The sequence below is a fragment of the Marinococcus sp. LNHM4E3-1 genome, from assembly GCF_056034405.1.
Genome location: NZ_JBQLID010000003.1, coordinates 78,833 through 100,206 on the forward strand (window position 1 = coordinate 78,833; position 21,374 = coordinate 100,206).

The following is a 21,374-nucleotide window of genomic DNA, read 5'->3' on the forward strand; positions in this document are numbered from 1 at the left end:
TGATTATAAAAGGAGTGGCTTATACAAAAAATCGACTTTTTTAACATAATATCCACATTTATTGAGTATTTGTTGTATTCATAGCCCGGTACTGCGTAGGGGTCGTTCCCTTATATTTCTTGAACACCTTCACAAAATATTTGTACTCGCTGTAGCCGACATATTCGGCAATCTCAAATACCCGGTTTGAAGTAGTGACCAGCAGCTCTGAGGCTTTTTCGATGCGGAGCGTATTTAAATAATCTGAAAAGCTCAATCCTGTTTCCTGCTTGAATAATATACTGAAATAATTTGGAGTAATGAAGTGATCTTCAGCGATCGTTTTTGCCTGCAGATCGTGCTGATAATTGTGCTTCATGTAGCTGAGCACCTGATCAATGATCCAATTAGTTTCTTTTCTGTTTGATAAAGCTCCGGCCATGCGAAGCATATCCTCCATGAAGAAGCTTTGAATATCTTCGACTGTATTATAAATACGCATATCGACATCCTGCTGAAGCTTAAACTCATTTATATCAAACGTCCGCTCCTGTATTTGGGAAAACACCTTGTTTTTTATTACTACTTCAAGCTCTCTCATCATACGGAAGGCTGGTTCAACAGCTGTATCTTTTTCAATTAATTCGTCAAATACTTTCTGTACAAGTTCTTTCGCCTCTCCAGTTCGTCCTTCCATAATAAAAACAGCCAGCTGATCCTGAAAGGCTTTTGTAACCGACAGGGATGGTTCCTGTATTTTTTCATTTAGCCTGGATGTAACGCGTTTAGAGGTACCTCTAATGCTGGTTAAAAATGTATCCGCTTGTTCATAGAGCCTTCGGATATCTTGAAAAGACCCGGAAGCAGACACTGCTGCCTGGACGTTTATCCCTTTCTCTTCGATTTGTTCCTGCAGTTTCGTTATTCGTTCTTTCTTTACAGTCAGGCCCGAGTCGTCCCCACAGCATATATATATCCATTCATTTTCATGCCTCCATACGCGGACGAATTGCTTAGACCACACCGCCAGATTTTCTTCAAACATCTGCATCAACTGCTCTTTCTGCCCTTCTTTTTCTATTCGTCCTTTCCCAAGGGCATATTCCTTTATTTCTGCAACCACTACGTAATAGCTTTCGTACTGTTCTTCCCATCGAACCATTTCTCCAACTGTAATGTGGTGACGGAAAAGCTGTTTTTGCACTGCAAGCTTTAGCTTCTCCCCCGGATCATTATAGTCTTTACTATCATAATGTTTTTTGTGCTGAAGTCGTTTTACGATTGTTAACAGCTCTTCAATGTCGATTGGCTTCAGTAAAAAGTCATTCACTCCCAGGCGGAGAGCCTGTCTAGCGTATTCGAATTCATCATATCCACTGAACATAATCACTTCTATATCTGGATGGAGCGCTGTCAATTCTTCTGTTAAAGCAAGGCCATCCATATTAGGCATCGTAATATCCGTAAGAACGATATCTATTTTGTGCTCTTTTAATATGTCCAATGCCTCGATACCGTCATAAGCTACACCTTCTACCTCTACATCAATGCTTTTCCAATCAATCGTTTGAGAAAGCCCTTCGCAGATCATAGGTTCATCGTCCACGATCAGTATTTTCGTTGTCATTTGCCTCCCCCTCCTCATGGTCGAGGTACGATTCGGTATTTTTTTCTTTTAAAACAGGGAAATGTATTTGAATATGCGTTCCTTTCTTTGCCGGCACCAGATTCAAACCAAAGGCTTCCCCGTAAGTAGTGGTAATACGCTTCTCAATATTTTGCAGCGCAAATCCCTGACGCGATTCAGGAGAGCTGCTTTTTAATTCTTTAATATCCAAAGCCCCAATGCCCAGCCCATTATCTATGACATCTATAATAAGCTTCTCTCCCACCTGATAAGCCCGGACATCGATATGGATCGTCTGTTTATTAGCTCCCATTCCATGCTCAATGCTGTTTTCAATCAAAGGCTGCACAATCATTTTCATGACGGGCACATGCTCCAGTCCTGTTTCCACAAATAATGAGTAATGAAGTTTTGCCCCCATTCTTCGTTTTTGAAGCTCCAAATAACTTTTCGTACTCATTAATTCATCTTCAAGGTCCACCCAAGTGTTGCCCTTGCTTAAGGTATGCCGGAAAATCCGGGAAAGATCTTCAATGCTTTTACCAGTGTTAGGGGCGTTTTCCAGCCTCGCTGACCATCGGATCATGTCCAGCGTATTATATAGAAAATGCGGATTGATCTGACTCTGCATCGCCTTCAGCTCTGATTCCTTCGTCTTGAGCTCCAATTTATATTTTGTATTGATCAATGATTGAATTTCCTGCACCATTCGGTTAAAACGTCTGCTTAGCGTACCGATTTCATCTTTGGAAGCTACTTCCACCCGGGCAGTAAAATCTCCCTTTTCCACCCTTTTAATTTCTCGTGTTAAGGCTCCTATAGGCTTCAAAACAAACATGAAAAAGCCTGTGATGACCAGGATACTTAAAAGAATAGTGCCAATGATAATACCGGCAGTAATATGGCGTACATTGGAAAGCTCCGTTGCTATATACGATTCCTTCACCATAGAAACAAGATATAAATCTTCGAGCTGCTTGGAGGAAACGTAATAATCTTCGCCGTTGTAGCTGTATTTAAAGGGCTCTTCCTGTTCGTTTTTTATTCGCCGCATAAGTGTTTGGTCGGAAAAAGAGCTTCCGGCGGTTTCTTTGTCTGCATGAAGCATCAATGTGCCATCTTCCCTCAGTACAAATAAATCGCTGGAGTCGTTTTCCAGATCGCTCATTAAGTAATCATACAATTGCTGCTCATTTAAGTGGATCCGTACCTCTCCTATTGAATTCGTAAAATCATACCTGCTGTTAATCTGGCGAAACAGGCTGATCACTTTTTTCTCTTCTGCCGGAAAACCCGTCTGCACTTCGTATGGATCTGTCCACAGCACCCGACCCTCCAGTTCTCTCGAGACCTTGACCCACTTCTCATTTTCGTCTTCAACATAGTCCCCCATCATAATGGAACGTCCATTTTCTCCTTCAATAAAAACAGACTGAAAATAACTTTTATTTGTTAAATGAAAGGTGAAAAATGCGCGCAGATTTTCATTCATGTTGCTGAATTCTTCCACCGTGGCTTCTCCGTCTTCAAGGGTCAAATACTGATGGAATTCGTTATTATATATAATGTATTCCGAAATATCCTCAATCTCTCTCATTGTGTTACTTAAGTCAGCTTCAATGGAAGAAAGGTTTTGATTGGAGGTTTCAAGGGCCTGTTGACGAAGAATATTGTTAGACTGATAAAAAAAGATAACGCTTACTGCTAAGATAGGAAGCGTAGCCAGGCAAAGAAATATGATGGTTGATTTTGATTTGAGGCTCCAGTCCTTTACTTGAAGCTTTTTACTCACTGCCCTGCCCTCCTTTCTTTGAACAAAAAGGAGGATAAACCTGGAATTCGGTTATCCTCCTTTTACTTAGTATATACGAAATTGTCTCTGATAGGCAGACAGGCTGAACTACTCTACTTCTTTTTGCAAAGCTTCACCGATTTCTTCCGGCGTCGTTTCCCCTAGAGTTAAAGCCTGAAGCTGGTTTTCAAGTTCATCGTTTAAGCTCGGAGTGAGAGTGGCATCATACACTGGGGCATTTTCTGCCTCCTGCGTAAGCTCCATCATTTCTTTTATAAGCGGATCCAGTTCATCATTTGGATTTTCTACATTTGTCGGTACAATCCGTCCCACCGATTGAAGCTCTTTAAACAACTCCTCGTTATAGAGCCATTTTAAGAATTCTTTGGCTGCTTCTTTTTTCTCGTCAGAGATATCACTGTTAATCGCGCTCGCGCTTCCCATTGTATTTGAAATGCTGTTACGATCCCCTAAAGGAATCGTAGCAAGACCAATATTCTGATCCTCCTGTTTATTTTCAATAATTTCAGTAGCCGCCCAGTTGCCATCCATTACCATGGCAGACTCCTCCTGCAGAAATTGATCTATCATCTGCATACTGTCAATCGTATTCAAATCATTATTAAACGCTTCCATGTTATTTAATTCTTCAATGACCTCAAGACCCTGGATAAACTCTGGATCAGTAAATTTTCTATCTCCATTTTCCACATCCTCCAAAAAGTCAGGACCTGTAAACCGGTCCGCTATAGTGGAGATGTAGACTGACTGCAAAACCCATCCGCCTGAATTTCCAAGAGATATTGGCGTTACATCTTCATCCTTTAGATCTTCAATAAGCTGCAGAAATCCGTCGTAATCTTCAGGAAAGCTGTCATATCCGACCTTACTTAGCATATCCTTGTTATAGTATATAAAATGTGTTGGGTTACTATTTACCGGCACTGCGTATGTGTTGTCTTCTATTGTAAACTCATCAAAGGATCCCTCTTCCAGTAAACCGCTGTCAAGCCAGTAATCCTCTATATCATCAATCGGCTCCACCGCGCCCGCTTCCACAAGCGGTCGGAGCTCTGCTCCCGGCCATACCTGGAATACATCCGGCAGGTCCCCGCCAGCGGCCCGTGTATTTAACCTTGTACGATAATCATCATTCGGTGTTGTATTTACATCCAGTTGGATATCCTCATGTTCATCATTAAATTTATTTACTACTTCCATGAATGCTTCAAAATCAGGACGTCCTGTATCAGCCGATTTCCAGTAGCTGAGCGTTACCACATCGTCATCTCCGCCGCCGCTGCTACTGTCATTTCCGCACGCAGCGAGCCCACCGAGCGCTAGTACACCAGCCAGTGAAGCCGCTACCGGCTTTTTCCATCTACTCCCCATGATATATCCCCCTCATTAATGTAATCGCTTTCAAAAATAATCGTATCATGAGGCTTTTAAGGAAGTAATACAACAAAATTTGAATAATATCTACTTTCTTAATCTGAGTGTTTCTTTCCTATTATGTAAAAAGCCGCTTCAGATTCCGGATATCCCAGAAGCCTAAAGCGGCTTTTTTGTATTAATTCCGAATAAACGGGCTTGTTTTTACTTCATACCTCTGATGCCTTGCTTCTTTGAGTAAAAAAACATACTTGGCCTGATGAATTTTAAACTGGATCGTAAGCTCTTCCGACGGCTCCACGCTTTTATTCAACAGTTGCTGATACTGCTCCATTTTTTCCTTCGCATCGTAGATATGGTCCTTCAGCCGTTCGAGCTCCTGTTTTTTCAGCTTCTTTTTCAGTGGCATACAGATCCCCCTACAGCTCGCGACGTCCTTCAATGGCTTTTGATAATGTTACTTCATCAGCGTATTCCAGATCCCCGCCGATTGGCAGACCATGAGCAATTCTTGTCACCTTCATACCAGTTGGTTTTAACAGCTTCGAAATATACATAGCTGTAGCTTCTCCCTCAATAGTCGGGTTCGTCGCGATGATCACTTCCTGAATCTGCTCGTCCTGCAGCCGGGTTAACAGATCCGGCACGTTAATGTCCTCGGGCCCGACACCGTCCATCGGGGAAATCGCCCCGTGCAACACGTGGTACAGCCCTGAAAATTCCCGCATTTTTTCCATAGCTATAACGTCTTTGACGTCCTGCACGACGCATACGATAGAGCGGTCGCGCTGCTTGTCCTGACAGATATAGCATGGATCCGTATCAGTAATGTGGTGGCAGACCGAACAATATGTCAGTTCCCGTTTTGCATTAACAAGCGCTTTGGCAAATTCGAGAACATCGTCTTCTTTCATATCTAATACATAAAAAGCCAGCCGGCCGGCCGTTTTCGGGCCGATGCCGGGCAGCTTCATAAAGCTGTCGATTAATTGCGAAATAGGTGTCGGATACTGCACCTGATCTCCTCCTAGAACATTCCGGGAATGTTCATTCCTTTAGTAAATTTCCCCATGTCCTGCTCAACAAGCTCATCCACTTTCTTCAGTGCTTCGTTCATTGCTGCAAGCATAAGGTCCTGAAGCATTTCAACATCGTCCGGATCAACAACATCTTCGTCAATTTCAATGTCTAAAATCTGTTTATCCCCGGAAGCTACTACTTTTACAGCTCCGCCGCCGGCAGTTGCTTCTACCGATTTTTCCTTCAGTTCTTCCTGAGCTTTCTGCATATCCTTCTGCATTTTCTGCATCTGCTTCATCATATTTGCCTGGTTTTTCATTATAAATTCCTCCTCATATTAGTGATCCACGACTTCGACAAACTCAGAGCCGAAGCGCTTCACTGCTTCTTCCACCAACGGATCCGGCGCCTCTTCCTGTGAATTTTCCGGAGCTTCGGCTTCTTCGCTCTCTGCTGCTTCCGTTCCATTTTCCTGCTGATGCTGCTTATAATCTTCCTTAACCCTTTCCCATTCATTTGAAAGGATCGTGTATGGCTCCAGTTCTTTCCCTGTGATTTCCCGAAGGGCGTCGATAACTTCCTGGCGGAACTTTGTTTCAATCATATTGCGGTGCATTTCGTTTTTAAAAGCCAAAAGCACGGCTGTTTCATTCACAATCACTGGTTTAGAGTTGTTCAGCCAAGCATGTCCGGGCACGCTTCTCGCCCGCATCGCATTCATCACATTGTTCCATTGATTGGCCAGGTCCTGCAGGTCCTGCTTCGTCGCTGTTTTTAGAATCTCTTTAACTTTACCCTGTGACGGGGAAGAAGAAGCTCCTTTTTTGGAAGCACGCCTGGCCGGCTCCGGCTTCGGCTCTTCAGCTGCCGAAGCTTCCTGAACCGAAGCTGCCGGGGGCCCTGGTTTTTCTTTCAATGCTTTTTCAAGCGACGCAATACGGTTTTCGAGACGCTCAGTTCTGTCATCCGAAATACTGCTTTCTGCCACCGGGGCGGTACCTCCGGAAGAGAGGTGGCAGGACTGAATCAGCGCAACCTCCAAAAAGATTTTAGGATGACTAGACCAGCGCATATCCTGGTGAATTTTATTTAACTGATCAATCATCTGGTAAATCCATTCTGCCGGGACATCAGAAGACAGGGATTCAAATTCCTGATCAAGTGTAGCCCGGTCCAGCAGCTCCTGCATCCCCGGAGCTGCCTGGTGCAGCAGCATATCCCGGAGATAGTAGATGATGTCTTCCATAAAACGAACCGGGTCTTTGCCTTCCTTTACCAGACGGTCGGCTGCCTGCACCGCTTCAGCTGTATTCTGTTCCTTCAATGCACGCACGGTATCTGTCAAAAACTGCTGCGAAACGGCACCGGTGATCGCCAGTACGTCTTCTGCCTGTACCGCATCTTCAGCAAACGACATTGCCTGGTCAAGCAGGCTGAGGGCATCCCTCATTCCACCCTCCGCCGCCCGGGCAATCAGGTAAAGTGCCTGCTCCTCCGCTGAATCCTGCTGCTCCTCAAGTATATATTTCATGCGTTCGACCAGCGTCTCCGGCTGGATACGCTTAAAATCAAAACGCTGACAGCGGGAAACAATTGTAAGCGGAATTTTATGCGGCTCCGTGGTAGCCAAAATAAAAACAGCATGCTTCGGAGGCTCTTCCAATGTTTTCAGCAGCGCATTGAAAGCCCCGGTCGACAGCATGTGCACCTCATCGATAATATACACTTTATAACGGATATCCCTCGGAGCGGCAATCACGTTTTCGCGGATATAACGAATTTCATCCACTCCGTTATTGGAGGCAGCGTCAATTTCTATCACATCAACGACTGAACCGTCCATAATGCCTCTGCAGGCATCACACTCGTTACATGGTTCAGCTGTCGGAGCCTGCACACAGTTAATTGCTTTGGCGAAGATCTTAGCGGCACTCGTTTTTCCTGTTCCTCTTGGACCGCTGAATAAGTAAGCATGGGAGAATTTTTCCTGCACGAGGGCGTTTTGAAGCGTTTTTGTAATATGTTCTTGGCCCACTACGTCTTCGAGCAGCTGCGGCCGCCACATCCGGTATAAAGCTTGATGGCCCAACCATGTTTCCCCCCTTCTTTTCCGTTTCTTCCTCTGTCCATTATACCTATTTATAAAGGTATTTTCAAAACTCAAACGACCTGAGGAGGCATGCAAATATAAAAATAAAACGACCCCTGAAACGGAATCGTTTAGCTGATATGTTTATAGAGCCGTGCACCTTTCTTCGACAATATTTTCATAAGCGTTACCTGCGCAGTTTGCTCGGTCCAGGCAGCTCTGCGGCACACGGAAGAGTCCGCTTACTGCTGCTTCCTTCCGGACCTGACAGGGTTCGCGGGTTTCCGTTGCGCAGAACCTGGACGTCAACACCACTTACGCAGGGCAGACCCTACAAAAATAAAGCCTCGGAAAGGGATTCGGTCTTGCTATAGCGGATTGCAAGTACAGGGCACCGCTACCTCCCCACTTAGCACGGCAAATGGGTTCACTCTATTTAGGCACTTCTAATTGAAGCGCATTAATAAGTATATCTATTTTTTCGATAATATGCAACCGGTGAAGTTTAATCGGCAGACATGGATTTACAAGAGCTTTTACCGACTTCTTTTTCTTCCCATTCGGCAATTTTTTCTTTAATCAGATGAGGTGGTGTATGCATGATTTGCTCAGCCGGAACATTCAGCTTTTCGGAAAGCTTTTGCGCCGTTTCCACGGTAAATTGATTTGAACGCACTGGAAAACCTCCTGTTTATTCAATAATTTTGTTAAATATAGCACGGCCTGCTTCTATATTCCAAATAGAATTAAACGACTGTAGAGCTATTCCCCGTTTTCTTTCTTTTTATTCTTTTTCTTATCTCTCATTCGCCGGAAAAATGACGTGAGAAGACGTGCACAGGTGGTGCTTTCAACTTCGGGAATGACGTCACAGCGGTGATTAAAGCGCTCCTCCTGAAGCAGGTTCATCAGCGTTCCGGCGCAGCCTGCCTTTGGGTCGTACGCTCCAAAAACGACGGAAGGCACCCGGGACTGCACAATAGCCCCTGCGCACATCGGACACGGTTCAAGCGTAACGTAAAGCGTGCATTCCTCAAGCCGCCAGCTGTTTAAAAACGTACAGGCTTCCTGAATGGCAATCATCTCAGCATGAGCAGAGGCCTGCTGATCTTCCTCACGCCTGTTCCGTCCCCGACCTATCACTTCATTCTGATAAACGATGACCGCACCGATAGGCACTTCTCCAGCTGCTTCTGCCTGCTCTGCCTCGCGGATGGCTTCCTGCATCCAATATGTATGTAGATCCATTACCGTCTGCCCTCTTTTCACTTGTAACGGGTAGTGGCGTTAAAAAAAACTGCCGTCTCGGGCAGTTATCACTGGTAAATTAATGGCGGAGGAGGAGGGATTCGAACCCCCGCGGGCCGCAAAGCCCCTGGCGGTTTTCAAGACCGCTCCCTTCAGCCAGACTTGGGTACTCCTCCGTGCTGAAAAATATGTAGCTTGGTGACTGACAACGATAATCATAGCACAGGCCCAACCGTTGATCAACCCATACAGAAAGAAAATTTCCCCGTTCCTCTACGGCTTATGGAACGGGGAGATATATTTTATACCGGTGCCTGCTGCTGCATCTCTTCAAATTCTTTACTTGTGCACAGCACGTAGTGATCCTTTGTTACTTCCCGGAATTCAGGCTCTTCGCTCTGGTCATGATCTTCCGGGTTATAAGCAAGCCGGCGTCTTGTGCGTTCGTGTACCGGGTCCGGCTGTGGAATCGCGGATAGAAGCGATTTCGTATACGGATGCAGTGGATTTCTGTAAAGCTCTTCACTCGAAGCAAGCTCTACCAGACGTCCAAAATACATGACACCGATACGGTCGCTGATATATTTTACCATGGACAAGTCGTGGGCAATAAACAAGTACGTTAAATCCTCTTCCCGCTGAAGCTTTTTCATTAAGTTAACGACCTGTGCCTGAATCGACACATCGAGAGCCGAAATAGGTTCATCGGCAATGATAAATTCCGGCTTCACAGCAAGCGCCCGCGCGATCCCGATCCGCTGGCGCTGGCCCCCGCTGAATTCGTGTGGATAGCGCTCCGCGTGTTCCCTGCTCAGCCCGACCGTTTCGAGCAGATCATACACACGCTGACGCCGCTCCTCTTTATCCTTTGCAAGTCCGTGAATATCAATGCCTTCCGCGATAATATCAATGACCTTCATCCGCGGGTTCAACGAGGAATATGGATCCTGGAAAATCATCTGCATCTGGCGGTTAAATTTTTTCAGCTCCGCCTTGGATTTTTTCCCCTGCACATTTTCTCCCTTGAACAAAACCTCGCCGCTAGTCGCTTCATACAGGCGGATAATCGAGCGCCCGGTCGTTGACTTTCCGCAGCCCGATTCTCCTACAAGGCCAAACGTTTCACCTTTATATATATCAAAATTCAAGCCATCGACTGCCCGAACGACACTCTTTCTGCCTGTTTTAAAGTGCTGACTCAGATTTTTGATTTCCAGTAATTTCTCATCACTCATATCTACTGTCCTGCCTCCCATTTCCCGTCCATCTCCTCAATGCGCTGCTGTACTGAGGCGGGTGGTTGTACATCCGGTGAGTTTTCGTGCAGCAGCCATGTCGCTGCGTAATGCGTCTCAGAGACCTGAAACATCGGCGGCTGTTCTTCATAATCGATTTTCAGCGCGTACCGGTTCCGGGGAGCAAAAGCGTCTCCCTTGGGAGGATGAAGCAGATCCGGAGGCGTCCCCGGGATGGCAAACAACTCTTCCTCGCGCTGGTCTACTGTCGGCATGGAGCCTAGGAGGCCCCATGTATACGGATGCTTGGGGTTATAAAAGAGTTCATCAACAGAACCGATTTCTACAATTTTACCAGCATACATAACTGCCACCCGGTCCGCCACATTTGCCACAACACCCAGGTCATGCGTAATGAAAATGATCGAGGTTTCAAACTCCTGCTGGATGTCTTTCATGATATCGAGAATCTGAGCCTGAATCGTTACGTCGAGCGCTGTTGTCGGCTCGTCTGCGATCAATACCTTCGGGTCGCAGGCAAGTGCAATAGCAATGACCACCCGCTGGCGCATACCGCCCGAAAACTGGTGTGGATATTGATCCATCCTTGCCTTCGCATCCGGAATCCGGACCAGCTCCAGAAGCCGCACCGCTTCTGTTTTCGCTTCCTCTTTGTTCATGCCGCGGTGCATCCGCAGCCCTTCCATCACCTGCGTTCCTACCTTCATCGTCGGGTTCAGGGACGTCATCGGATCCTGGAAAATCATCGCAAAATCCTTGCCCCGGTATTTGGTCATCTGTTTATCGCTCAGCTTGGCAAAATCCTCATCCCCGTATAGAATATTGCCGTTTTTAATATAACCCTTCGGCGCCGGAAGCAGGCCCATCAGCGCTTTTGTCGTCACCGATTTACCCGATCCGGACTCGCCTACGATCGCCAGCGTTTCCCCTTTTCCGACTGAAAAACTAATGTCTCTTACCGCCTGAACTTCACCGTTGGCGGTTTTAAAGGAAACACTTAAATTTTTCACTTCTAAAATGGTCTCATTACTCATGTTCGTTCCTCCCACATTCTAATCGCGCATCTTCGGATCAAACGCATCACGCATACCGTCAGCCAGAATATTAAAGGCAATCATTAACACCGATAGCACGACGGCTGGGAATATTAATACGTGCGGCGTAGTCTGCAGAGCATCAAAGCCGTTATCAATCAACACCCCGAGCGAAGCATTCGGCGCCTGCAGTCCAAGGCCGATAAAGCTCAGAAAAGCTTCGAAGAAAATCGCATTCGGAATTGTAAACATCGTGTTTATAATGATTAAGCCTAATGTATTTGGCACCAGATGCCTTGTAATAACTTTGGAGTTAGATAAACCGAGCGTCTGGGAAGCCAACACAAATTCTTCGTTTTTCAGCTTAAGAATTTCTCCCCGGACGATACGCGACATCCCGATCCATCCGGTAATCGCAATCGCAAGCGATATGGAAAGGATACCCGGATCGAGTACGACAATCATCAGAATTAATATAACCAAATTCGGTATACCGGAGAGAATTTCGAGTATTCTTTGCAGAATGTTATCTGTCCTTCCGCCAAAGAAGCCGGAAATACCACCATAGGCAACACCGATAAACAAATCAAGCAGCGTCGCAATCAGGGCAATGTAGAGCGATACCCTTGTACCGTCCCACGTTCTTGTCCACTGATCACGACCGAGCCGGTCTGTACCAAACCAAAAGTTCTCTTCCACCCCGGCTTCTGCATAAGTATCAACACTCGCCTGAACCTGGGCGGATCCTACCGAACCGTCGCCTTCACTCAGCGTTTCATATTCTACGTAGTCCCCTTCACCGAAACGGCTTTCAGCGTTCATCTGCGCCTGCTCGGCGGAGATATGCTCGAATACATAGGTTTCCTGGCCGTCCATATTTAAAAACCCAATGTTTTCTAAAACAGGTGCCTTTGGAGGCAGATTGGACCTCGATAAATCCTGCTCCCTCGGCGTGTATTCATTCATCATTGGGCCAAATATCGCGAGCAGCGTAATTAACACTAAAGCGGCCAGAGAAATCATAGCTGCTACGTTTTTACGCAGCGCGCGGAACGCATCCTGCCAGAACGTCCGGCTCTGGCGGTTGATTTTCTCTGTTTCCTCCTCATTGACATCTGCCGGGGAAAACAATTCCTTATTATATTTTTTTTCTTTATCATTTTCGTGCTGCATAATGTCTTATTTCCCTCCATCCAGGCGGATTCTCGGATCGATGATGCCGTAAAGAATATCAATGATTAAAATAATCAGAACGAACAAGAAACTGAAAAACAGCGTTGTTCCCATAATCATTGGATAATCGTTAGTCGTTACAGCTGTGACAAACTGTTCCCCGATCCCCGGCACCGCAAAGATCTGCTCGATAACAAGCGTTCCAGTCAACAGACTGACCGCAAGCGGACCGAGCACTGTAATTAATGGGATCAGCGCATTGCGCAGCCCGTGCTTCAAAATTACAGAAGACCATTTAACCCCTTTGGCTCTAGCTGTCATAATATAATCCTTATTAAGTACTTCAAGCATTTCTGTACGCATAAACCTCGCACAAATCGCCATAGGGAATATTAATAAAGCAATTGTCGGCATAATAGTGTGGGCAAATGTGCCCCACGTGGCGACCGGCAGCACCTGCCATTGCACACCTAAGTAATATTGAAGCAGCCCTGCAAAAATAAAGGAGGGAATAGAAGTCCCAATAACTGCAAGCAGCGTGGAACCAAAGTCTAAAATACCGTTATGAAAAATAGCAGCAATCAGCCCTAGTATAGCGCCTAAAATAGAACCTATGATTAACGACTGAATCCCGAGCTGCAGGGATGGGCCGATACGGTTCTCAAGTATTGAGGAAACATCCCGGTTATCAAACTGAAAAGAAACCCCCAGGTCTCCCTGGACCAGGCCAAGCATGTAGTCAACATATTGCAGCGGCACCGGTTTATCCAATCCGTACTGCTCCAGCACAATCTGCTGCTGGGCTTCCGGCAGGCGGTCGGCAGCGCTCAGCGGTGTCCCCGGCATTAATTTCATAAGAAAGAATGTAATACTGGCGATAATAAAGAGTGTAATCACCATGTAGACCATTCTTGTGACAATGTAACGAGCCATGTGCTTTTTTCCTCCTTGGAGATTTCATGATGTTTTTCTTTGCTGCTCATATTTGTAAATTAACAGGAAACAAGGGAAAAGAGAGTATAAGCCAATTATCATGGATATACTCTCTTGCCCCCTGAAAATATTATTTTATTTAATTTTTATTCTTCTGTCGCGTCTTCGTTCATGTAGGCCCATTTGTATTCAAAATCAGGACCGGCAGAGTTTACGATAACTCCCTGCAGCGCCGGGTTCCAGAGATAAGCCTGGGAGCGCTGGTACAATGGTGAAATTGCGGCATCCTCTTCAATAAGAATCTGTTCCATCTGGAGGAAGTTGTCCCAGCGTGCTTCAGGCTCTGTAGCCAAATCACTGTTTGCTTCTTCAAGAAGGGAATCATATTCTTCGTTGGAGTAGCCCATATGGTTATTTTCGCCGTCAGTTTCAAACAGGTTCATGAATGTGTTTGGATCCACGTAGTCTGGTCCCCATCCGGCAAACTGCATGTCGTAATCCATGTTCGTGTCACGGTCCAGGCGTTCCTGGAAAGGCACTTCCTGAACATCAACAGTCAAGCCTTCAAGGTTGGTTTCCAGCTGTTCTTTAATATAGGCGTTAGTGTTTTGAGCCGTTTCTGTGTCATCTCCCAGGAAGCCAACCTCTACACTGTCGGTGCCGACTTCTTCAAGCCCCTGTTCCCAGAGATCCTGAGCTTCTTCTTTGTTTACTTCAGCAAGGTTTCCGTTCTGCTCGCGGAAGTCTTCTTCACCATCCGGACTGAACACAAAGTTTGCAGGCATTAAACCTTCAGCAGGAATAGAACCGTTGTTTAGAATCGTGTTCGTTAATCCTTCTTTGTCCACAGACATTTGGATAGCCTTACGAATATTTTCATTATCGAGGGCTTCATTGCCTTCCTGATTCATTTTAAGATAGAAAACAGTCGGCTCCTCTACCGTACGGAAATCCTGCTCCGTGCTGTATTCGTCCACAAATTCTGCACTAACTCCTGCACGGTCCACTTCGCCAGTATCGTAAAGGTTAACGCCAGTGGATACTTCTTTTACAACCTGGACGTTGATTTCTTCAAGCTGCACAGCGTCTGCATCCCAGTAGTCTTCGTTTTTCACAAACGTCATGCTTTCACCCTGATTCCACTCTTCCATTGTGAACGGGCCGTTCGTCATCATGCTGTCTGGTCCCAGGGCATAATCATCTTCCTGCTCTTCAATAAATTCTTCATTTAATGGAAGGAAGGTTGGGAACGTAGCTAATGATTCAAAGTAAGGTGTCGCTTTTTCAAGTGTTACTTCAAGCGTATAATCATCCACGGCTTCGACTCCCAGTTCTTCGGGGTCTGCCTCGCCTTCACTGATCTCGGTAGCATTGTCGATAACGCCGCCCATCATGTAAGGGCCATACTCAGAAGCCGTTTCCGGATCCACGGCACGCTGCCAGGAATAAACGAAATCCTGAGCTGTGACAGGGTCGCCGTTTGTCCAGGTGGCATCCTCACGGAGATTGAATGTATACGTAAGCGCATCATCACTCACTTCCGGTTCTCCCATGGCAATCCCTTCTTCTGTCTCTCCGTTTTCACCCAGGCGGTAAAGACCTTCATAAATTTCCCCTGTCCACTGAATACCGTATGTATCCGTGGTGAGTGACGGGTCCATGGAAGGAATATCCGCAGACTGCGCCAGGTTGACTACCTGATCCCCGCTTGCCTGGCCTTCACCGCCTCCATCACCACCGCCGTTGCCGCCGTCTCCGCCGGACTCTCCGCCCCCGCCGCCGGAACACGCTGCGAGCACTGTGCTTGCTGTTAATGCAGAAGCTAATACTGTCATTTTTGTCTTTTTCATAAGATATGTTGACCTCCCCAAAACTTTCGTTATTTTATTGTGTAAAATTTCTGTTATCTCTGTATTTACAAAGTATACAAGAAATTGCGAATATTTTCATTAATTTTTTAATTTTTTGCGAAAATGAAAATTTATTCGCTTTGTCTATACGAAAAGCATTAATGTTTTTACCTGCAGGGCAATTATTCGTAAATGAAAGATCCTATTCAGCGGTGGACAGCAATTGTGCTATAATAATGGGCGTTATAAAATTCCTGAAGGAGTCCCGTCTATGCATTGGAAGCTGAATCTCTTTGTATTTGCCGCTAATTTAATAGCTGCCGGCCTGCTGTTTTTCATTTTTTCTCCGGCCTTTGAACTGCTGAATGTGATCAATTATGTGTTTTATGTAGGTCTGTTTTATCTAATCATTTTCATTGCAGCGTTTGTAATGCGCGGAGGATTTTTCGATGCCATTACCCACAGCTTTCGAAAAGTGGCTCACCGCCTTGCTCCCTCCAGACCTTCGACTCAAGGCTGGGAACAACGGCTTGCTCCCTCTGAAGTCATTCAGATTTCTTTTTTCCGTATGCTTTTCATTCAAACAACAGCGCTGATTATCTTGGATCTTTTGCTGCTTGCTGTATACTACGCAACAAATTAAATTGGCCCGGCTTTATCTGCGCCCGTGGTACCACCACCTTTAATATTTATTTTCATTCAGGAGTAAGGTAAGAAAACGAATCCTTATACTGTTTTAATTCAACGTTTACATCGGCGTTCAAAATTCCGTCGATCTGTGCTAAATCTCTGTTAACAAAATTCACTAAATCCTCGTTATTTCTAAAATAAGCCTGTAAAATTAAATCATGATTACCAGAGAAAGCACCGACAAATCGCACTTCGGAAAAGCGCTGAAGCTTACTCGCAATTTCGTCCTGCATCCCGAGCTTTGTGCTCAGCCCGATGATCGTCTGCACATCTAGCCCAATTTTGTTCGGATTGGTGTGTATGATAAATTCAAAGACATTGTGCCGGAGCATTTTGTTAATTCTTGAACGAACAGTCCCCTCACTCACTCCCAGACAGCGGGCAATTTCACTGTATGATTCCTTGCCGTTAGCCTGCAGATATCCGAGTATCGACATATCTACCTGATCTAATGAAACGCTCATTGGCATCCCTTCTCTTTTTCCCATTCTCACCTTGATGACCTTGCATCCTTTATTACGAATCACCGAGTCAACCGCAGATTAATTTAGTAATTTCGTAACATTTCCCCGGGTGGATTAACGTAATTATAAGTAATTGTTCTTATTATTGCAATATTCGTGAAAGAATTTTATGAATTTTTTTGTAAGATTATATAACGCTATATGATTCGAAAACAGCCCGAAGATACTTCCCATACTACAATGTAATCGCTTTCATTACAATCGTATCTTCGAAAGTATTTTGCATAACTATAAAAAACTCTGGCCGCCTAAAGCGTCCAGAGTTTTATCGAAGTCTGCTTATTTTGCTGTAATATACTCTTTGTTGCCCATATATCCGCGAAGCACTTCAGGAATCTTAATGCTGCCGTCCTCCTGCTGATGGTTTTCCATAATCGCTGCCACTGTTCGTCCCAGCGCAAGCCCTGAGCCGTTTAGCGTATGCACAAATTCTGTTTTCGCATCGCGGTCCCGCTTAAAGCGGATGTTTGCGCGCCTGGCCTGGAAATCCTCAAAATTACTGCAGGACGAAATTTCTTTGTAATCTTCATAGCTCGGAAGCCATACTTCGATGTCATATTTCTTTGCTGCCGTAAAGCCTAAGTCTCCCGTGCACATGTTCATCACGCGATACGGAAGCTCGAGCAGCTGCAGTACTTTCTCCGCATGGCCAGTTAATGTTTCAAGCTCTTCATAGGAATCTTCCGGTGTCGTAAACCGTACAAGCTCCACTTTATTAAACTGGTGCTGGCGGATTAAGCCGCGAGTATCGCGCCCTGCTGAGCCTGCTTCAGAACGGAAGCAGGCACTGAACGCAGTATAGGCTTTCGGCAGCTCCTGTCCCGCGAGAATTTCTTCGCGGTGCATGTTCGTGACAGGCACTTCTGCCGTTGGTACGAGAAAATAGTCCTCTTCCCGGATTTGAAAAGCATCCTCCTCAAATTTTGGCAGCTGGCCGGTACCGGTCATGCTGTCGCGGTTCACCATATAAGGGGGGATCAATTCTTCATAGCCGTGTTCATCGCTGTGCAGATCCATCATAAACTGAATCAGCGCCCGTTCAAGACGAGCCCCGGCTCCTTTGTAAAACATGAACCGGCTTCCGGTTACTTTTGCCGCCCGCTCAGCATCAAGCATATTCAGCTCTACGCCAAGCTCCCAGTGCGGCTTCAGGGCAAAATCAAATACCGACGTCTCTCCCCAGGCTCTTACCTCTTCGTTATCCGATTCATCTTCGCCGACCGGAACTGTTTCATGTGGAACATTTGGAATCGAAAGCAGAATCTGCTGCAGGCGTTCATCCTTTTCACGGATTTGCTCATCCAGTTTTTTAACTCTGCTTGATACGTCCCGCATTTCCGTAATCAATTCATCGGCGTCTTCTTTGTTTTTCTTTTTAGCTGCGATTTCATCGGAGACGGTGTTACGCCGCTGTTTTAACTCCTCCGTCTCCTGGATCAGCTCCCTGCGTTCCCGGTCAAGTTCTTCAAAAGAATCCAGTTCACTGATATCTTCATTTCGCTTTGAAAGCTGCTTTTTTACTGCATCAAAATCATTTCGCAATCGTTTAGGGTCTAGCATAGGTGATTCCTCCTTCGTATAGTAGCTGTTTATATATTATAAAAAAGCCCCGCCCCTGTGAATCAGGGACGAGACTTTAATTTCCCGCGTTGCCACCCTCGTTGCAGTAAACGTTACTGCCGGCTTCTTCTCTCATCCGTTAACGGGGACGAGCCGAAAACGGCTACTTACGTTCACCGTTTTACTCCGGACGGGATTCCTTTTACACTTTCATCGGTTCGCACCAGCCACCGACTCTCTGAAGAAAAATGCAAAAGTACTATTGTCCATCAACGCGATTGTATTTACACATTTACTGCCGCCTGTGCTTCACGTACCATCTGTACGAAATACTGATGAAATCTGCGGTCGTTCGTCAGCTCCGGATGAAAGGAGCAGGAAAGCAGATGATCCTGCCGTGCCACCACGATTTCATCTTTATATTCTGCAAGCACTTCGACATTTTGTCCAACTTCCGTAATTAACGGGGCTCGGATGAATACCGCTTCCACATCATCCGCGACTCCGCGAATGGAAAGCTCAGTTTCAAAGCTTTCACGCTGGCGTCCAAAGGCATTACGCTGAACCGTCATATCCATCAGTTCGAGATGGCCTTCCGGTTCGCCTACTACATCGGTCGCCATTAAAATCAAGCCGGCGCATGTGCCAAACACTGGTTTTCCTGCTTTGGCAAATGACTGCAGCGGTTCAAAAAACTGATATTTTTCCACCAGCCGCCGCATCGTCGTGCTTTCGCCGCCTGGAAAGACCAGTCCATCAATTTCTTCAAGCTGTTCCGGCCGTTTTACGATAATAATTTCCGTATCAGGGGCCTCTAAACTTTTGACATGTTCACGAACAGCGCCTTGAAGAGCTAAAACGCCGATTTTCATCATGAGTAAAAACCCCCTGTAATTATATTACTGGCTGCGATCCTGCATGCGGTCAAAGCCTTCAAGCTGGGAAATATCCATCCCGGTCATCGCAGTACCCAGCCCTTTGGACAGCTTAGCGATCAGCTCATAGTCTTCATAGTGAGTCGTCGCCTCTACGATGGCCCGGGCAAATTTATCCGGATATTCGGATTTGAAAATACCGGAGCCTACGAATACGCCGTCGGCGCCGAGCTGCATCATTAAAGCAGCGTCAGCCGGTGTTGCTATGCCGCCTGCTGCAAAGTTAACGACTGGAAGACGTCCTTCTTCGCGAATTTGAAGCAGCAGTTCGTACGGAGCACCAAGGTTTTTAGCTTCTGTCATTAATTCGTCCTTTGAGAGGCCGATCACTTTACGAATCTGAGACTGGATCAAACGCATATGGCGTACTGCTTCCACGATGTTGCCGGTACCCGGCTCTCCTTTTGTCCGCAGCATGGAAGCCCCTTCGCCAATACGGCGGGTCGCTTCACCGAGATCACGAGCTCCGCAGACAAACGGCACCGTATATTCTGATTTATCCATATGATACACATCGTCCGCCGGTGTAAGCACTTCGCTTTCATCAATATAATCAGCGCCCAGCGATTCGAGCACCCGGGCTTCCACGATATGGCCGATACGGGCTTTTGCCATTACAGGAATCGATACAGCGTCCATCACTTCCTGAACAATTGTAGGATCTGCCATACGGGCTACGCCCCCGGCAGCACGAATATCCGATGGCACCCGTTCCAGTGCCATGACAGCTACTGCTCCTGCCTCTTCGGCGATTTTCGCCTGTTCTCCGTTAACGACGTCCATAATAACGCCGCCCTTTTGCATTTCAGCCATGCCTCTTTTAACGCGGTCTGTTCCTCTCTCTGCCATACTTCAGCCCTCCAGCTCCATTATTCTATCTATTGCCACCGATTTGGCGGTGTAATAATAACACTCAGTAGCCCTATTGTAACACTATACTATGTCCGGATAAAGTATCTTGTTTGCAGCTGAAAAAGCTTTTCTGCCGGCTTTTATTTATCAGCATCTGCGTGCCGGAAGCTGCTGAACAGGTTGCCGATGCTCTGCACAATATTTCCAAACCATCCGCGCTCCTCCACGGCTTCACCTGCTGTCAGAGGCACTTCTGTACGGCTCGTCCCGCCCTGCACATACGAGGCTTCGCTGTTAGTGACGACCACTGTTCCAACCTCTTCCCCCTTTTCGATCGGGGCTTCATTTTTGGATATGGCAATTTCATATTCCGGTTCTATTTCCTCCGATGAAATCAGCTCCAGCTTTTCTCCAGCTGTCACGTCTATGCTTTCTTCCTGGCCGCCTTCAACTTCAATGGATGATTCCCCATCGATTTCTGCGCCCTTCTCCACGAGTGTCCGGCTTTCAAGCTCGCGTTCGGCATAATCGTACAGTTTAGCCGTTTCTGTGAAGCGCGACATTTTCGTTTCTGCGTTCATCACTACCGATATATATCTGTTTCCGTCCTGTTCAATCGTCCCGGTAAAAGCATTGCCGGCCAGATCAGTGGTCCCTGTTTTCAGGCCATCCACTCCTTCGTACTCCTGTTCGAGCCCTGGAAGCATTTTATTCCAGTTAACCATATCGATTGGTTCTTCCGTGCCTTCTTTAAATGTTTTTTTCGGAATGCCAGCCACCTCCAGCACTTCAGGATACTCATCCAAAAGATGGTAAGCCAAAAGGGCCGTATCGTTTGCCGACATCATGTTTTCTGCATTTTCTTCGCTGCCTTCCGGTGCATAACCCATCATCGTGGAATTATTCAGTCCGGTCGCATTCACGAATTCATATTTCTCCATACCAAGCTCTCCGGCCTGCTGATTCATCCGGTCAGCAAAAGCTGCCTCGCTGCCCTCGATATGTTCTGCCAGAGCTATCGTTGCTCCGTTCGCGGAATAAATGGCCATAGCCTCGTAGAGCTCTTCCACTGTATAGGTTTCGTCCTGGCGAAGAGGGACGTTTGATAAATTTGTCTGAAGAGAAAGCTCGCGGACTTTATCGCTGATTGCTACTTCGTCGTTCCAGCTGATATCTCCGTCCTCGATTGCTTTGTTTACTATGTATTCTGTCATCATTTTGGACATACTGGCCGCAGAAAGCAGTTCATCGGTATTATCTTCAAAAACTACCTGTCCTGTATCTGCATCTATCATAATAGAAGCGCTTGCTTCTATCTCAGGCTCTGCCGCTTGAGCTGGCAAGCTTCCGAACGTCCAGATGGCTGCAGCCGCCACGCAGGAAACACCTGCTGTTTTCAACTTATTTCTCCTCAATC

The 21,374-nt window shown here is 46.2% G+C and carries 20 protein-coding genes, 1 tRNA gene, 1 other RNA gene and 1 other annotated feature; of the genes, 1 reads left to right on the forward strand and 21 read right to left on the reverse strand.

Features of this window, described 5'->3' with window-relative positions; translation table 11 throughout:
* Nucleotides 1-58: 58 nt before the first annotated feature.
* The 16 genes from ACTRXI_RS04070 to ACTRXI_RS04145 form a co-directional block, all read right to left on the reverse strand.
* Nucleotides 59-1,606 (reverse strand): response regulator transcription factor, encoded by a 1,548-nt coding sequence (locus ACTRXI_RS04070; protein WP_474261210.1) that lies wholly within the window; start codon nucleotides 1,604-1,606, stop codon nucleotides 59-61.
* Nucleotides 1,575-3,398 carry a sensor histidine kinase gene (locus tag ACTRXI_RS04075; protein WP_474261211.1) on the reverse strand — a complete coding sequence of 608 codons (1,824 nt, stop codon included), beginning with the start codon at nucleotides 3,396-3,398 and terminating at the stop codon, nucleotides 1,575-1,577. The genes ACTRXI_RS04070 and ACTRXI_RS04075 overlap by 32 nt, the downstream gene beginning before the upstream one ends.
* Before the next feature lie 108 nt (nucleotides 3,399-3,506).
* On the reverse strand, nucleotides 3,507-4,790 hold the full coding sequence (locus ACTRXI_RS04080) for an ABC transporter substrate-binding protein (RefSeq protein WP_474261212.1): 1,284 nt from the start codon (nucleotides 4,788-4,790) through the stop codon (nucleotides 3,507-3,509).
* Between the two features lie 181 nt (nucleotides 4,791-4,971).
* Nucleotides 4,972-5,202 (reverse strand): YaaL family protein, encoded by a 231-nt coding sequence (locus tag ACTRXI_RS04085; RefSeq protein WP_474261213.1) that lies wholly within the window; start codon nucleotides 5,200-5,202, stop codon nucleotides 4,972-4,974.
* A gap of 10 nt (nucleotides 5,203-5,212) precedes the next feature.
* Nucleotides 5,213-5,809 (reverse strand): recombination mediator RecR, encoded by a 597-nt coding sequence (gene recR, locus ACTRXI_RS04090; RefSeq protein WP_091615138.1) that lies wholly within the window; start codon nucleotides 5,807-5,809, stop codon nucleotides 5,213-5,215.
* An 11-nt stretch (nucleotides 5,810-5,820) separates the two neighbouring features.
* Nucleotides 5,821-6,132 carry a YbaB/EbfC family nucleoid-associated protein gene (locus tag ACTRXI_RS04095; protein WP_022792923.1) on the reverse strand — a complete coding sequence of 104 codons (312 nt, stop codon included), beginning with the start codon at nucleotides 6,130-6,132 and terminating at the stop codon, nucleotides 5,821-5,823.
* Nucleotides 6,133-6,150: 18 nt separating this feature from the next.
* Nucleotides 6,151-7,902 (reverse strand): DNA polymerase III subunit gamma/tau, encoded by a 1,752-nt coding sequence (dnaX, locus tag ACTRXI_RS04100; RefSeq protein ID WP_474261214.1) that lies wholly within the window; start codon nucleotides 7,900-7,902, stop codon nucleotides 6,151-6,153.
* Between the two features lie 152 nt (nucleotides 7,903-8,054).
* Nucleotides 8,055-8,320, reverse strand: an RNA gene (ffs, locus tag ACTRXI_RS04105) — signal recognition particle sRNA large type.
* Between the two features lie 87 nt (nucleotides 8,321-8,407).
* Nucleotides 8,408-8,578: a YycC family protein gene (locus tag ACTRXI_RS04110; RefSeq protein WP_322525327.1), complete on the reverse strand. Its 171-nt coding sequence runs from the start codon at nucleotides 8,576-8,578 to the stop codon at nucleotides 8,408-8,410.
* An 86-nt stretch (nucleotides 8,579-8,664) separates the two neighbouring features.
* Nucleotides 8,665-9,150: a tRNA adenosine(34) deaminase TadA gene (tadA, locus tag ACTRXI_RS04115; protein WP_474261215.1), complete on the reverse strand. Its 486-nt coding sequence runs from the start codon at nucleotides 9,148-9,150 to the stop codon at nucleotides 8,665-8,667.
* A gap of 83 nt (nucleotides 9,151-9,233) precedes the next feature.
* Nucleotides 9,234-9,326, reverse strand: a tRNA-Ser gene (locus ACTRXI_RS04120).
* Nucleotides 9,327-9,452: 126 nt separating this feature from the next.
* Complete coding sequence (locus tag ACTRXI_RS04125; protein WP_474261391.1) at nucleotides 9,453-10,385, reverse strand: ABC transporter ATP-binding protein; 933 nt, start codon at nucleotides 10,383-10,385, stop codon at nucleotides 9,453-9,455.
* 2 nt (nucleotides 10,386-10,387) lie between these two features.
* Nucleotides 10,388-11,440, reverse strand: a complete 1,053-nt coding sequence (locus ACTRXI_RS04130; protein ID WP_474261216.1) for an ABC transporter ATP-binding protein — start codon at nucleotides 11,438-11,440, stop codon at nucleotides 10,388-10,390.
* Between the two features lie 18 nt (nucleotides 11,441-11,458).
* Nucleotides 11,459-12,613: an oligopeptide ABC transporter permease gene (gene opp3C, locus ACTRXI_RS04135; RefSeq protein ID WP_091615150.1), complete on the reverse strand. Its 1,155-nt coding sequence runs from the start codon at nucleotides 12,611-12,613 to the stop codon at nucleotides 11,459-11,461.
* A gap of 6 nt (nucleotides 12,614-12,619) precedes the next feature.
* Nucleotides 12,620-13,546, reverse strand: coding sequence for an oligopeptide ABC transporter permease (gene opp3b, locus ACTRXI_RS04140; protein ID WP_474261217.1), 927 nt, complete (start codon nucleotides 13,544-13,546; stop codon nucleotides 12,620-12,622).
* 146 nt (nucleotides 13,547-13,692) lie between these two features.
* A complete protein-coding gene (locus tag ACTRXI_RS04145; RefSeq protein ID WP_474261218.1) occupies nucleotides 13,693-15,396 on the reverse strand; it encodes a peptide ABC transporter substrate-binding protein in 1,704 nt (567 codons plus the stop codon).
* 271 nt (nucleotides 15,397-15,667) lie between these two features.
* Between ACTRXI_RS04145 and ACTRXI_RS04150 the strand changes: the two genes are divergently transcribed.
* Entirely contained in the window at nucleotides 15,668-16,039 is a 372-nt protein-coding gene (locus ACTRXI_RS04150) for a DUF3899 domain-containing protein (RefSeq protein ID WP_474261219.1), read from the forward strand.
* 52 nt (nucleotides 16,040-16,091) lie between these two features.
* Here the strand turns inward: ACTRXI_RS04150 and ACTRXI_RS04155 are convergent, their stop codons facing one another.
* The 5 genes from ACTRXI_RS04155 to ACTRXI_RS04175 form a co-directional block, all read right to left on the reverse strand.
* Nucleotides 16,092-16,550 (reverse strand): Lrp/AsnC family transcriptional regulator, encoded by a 459-nt coding sequence (locus tag ACTRXI_RS04155; protein ID WP_022792933.1) that lies wholly within the window; start codon nucleotides 16,548-16,550, stop codon nucleotides 16,092-16,094.
* A gap of 339 nt (nucleotides 16,551-16,889) precedes the next feature.
* Nucleotides 16,890-18,170, reverse strand: coding sequence for a serine--tRNA ligase (serS, locus tag ACTRXI_RS04160; RefSeq protein WP_474261220.1), 1,281 nt, complete (start codon nucleotides 18,168-18,170; stop codon nucleotides 16,890-16,892).
* Nucleotides 18,171-18,231: 61 nt separating this feature from the next.
* Nucleotides 18,232-18,452, reverse strand: a binding site (T-box leader).
* Between the two features lie 2 nt (nucleotides 18,453-18,454).
* The gene (gene pdxT, locus ACTRXI_RS04165) at nucleotides 18,455-19,045 is read right to left on the reverse strand and encodes a pyridoxal 5'-phosphate synthase glutaminase subunit PdxT (protein ID WP_474261221.1); all 591 of its coding nucleotides are present in this window, start codon (nucleotides 19,043-19,045) and stop codon (nucleotides 18,455-18,457) included.
* 24 nt (nucleotides 19,046-19,069) lie between these two features.
* Entirely contained in the window at nucleotides 19,070-19,954 is an 885-nt protein-coding gene (gene pdxS, locus ACTRXI_RS04170) for a pyridoxal 5'-phosphate synthase lyase subunit PdxS (protein WP_474261222.1), read from the reverse strand.
* A 143-nt stretch (nucleotides 19,955-20,097) separates the two neighbouring features.
* The gene (locus tag ACTRXI_RS04175) at nucleotides 20,098-21,357 is read right to left on the reverse strand and encodes a D-alanyl-D-alanine carboxypeptidase family protein (protein ID WP_474261223.1); all 1,260 of its coding nucleotides are present in this window, start codon (nucleotides 21,355-21,357) and stop codon (nucleotides 20,098-20,100) included.
* Nucleotides 21,358-21,374: the final 17 nt, after the last annotated feature.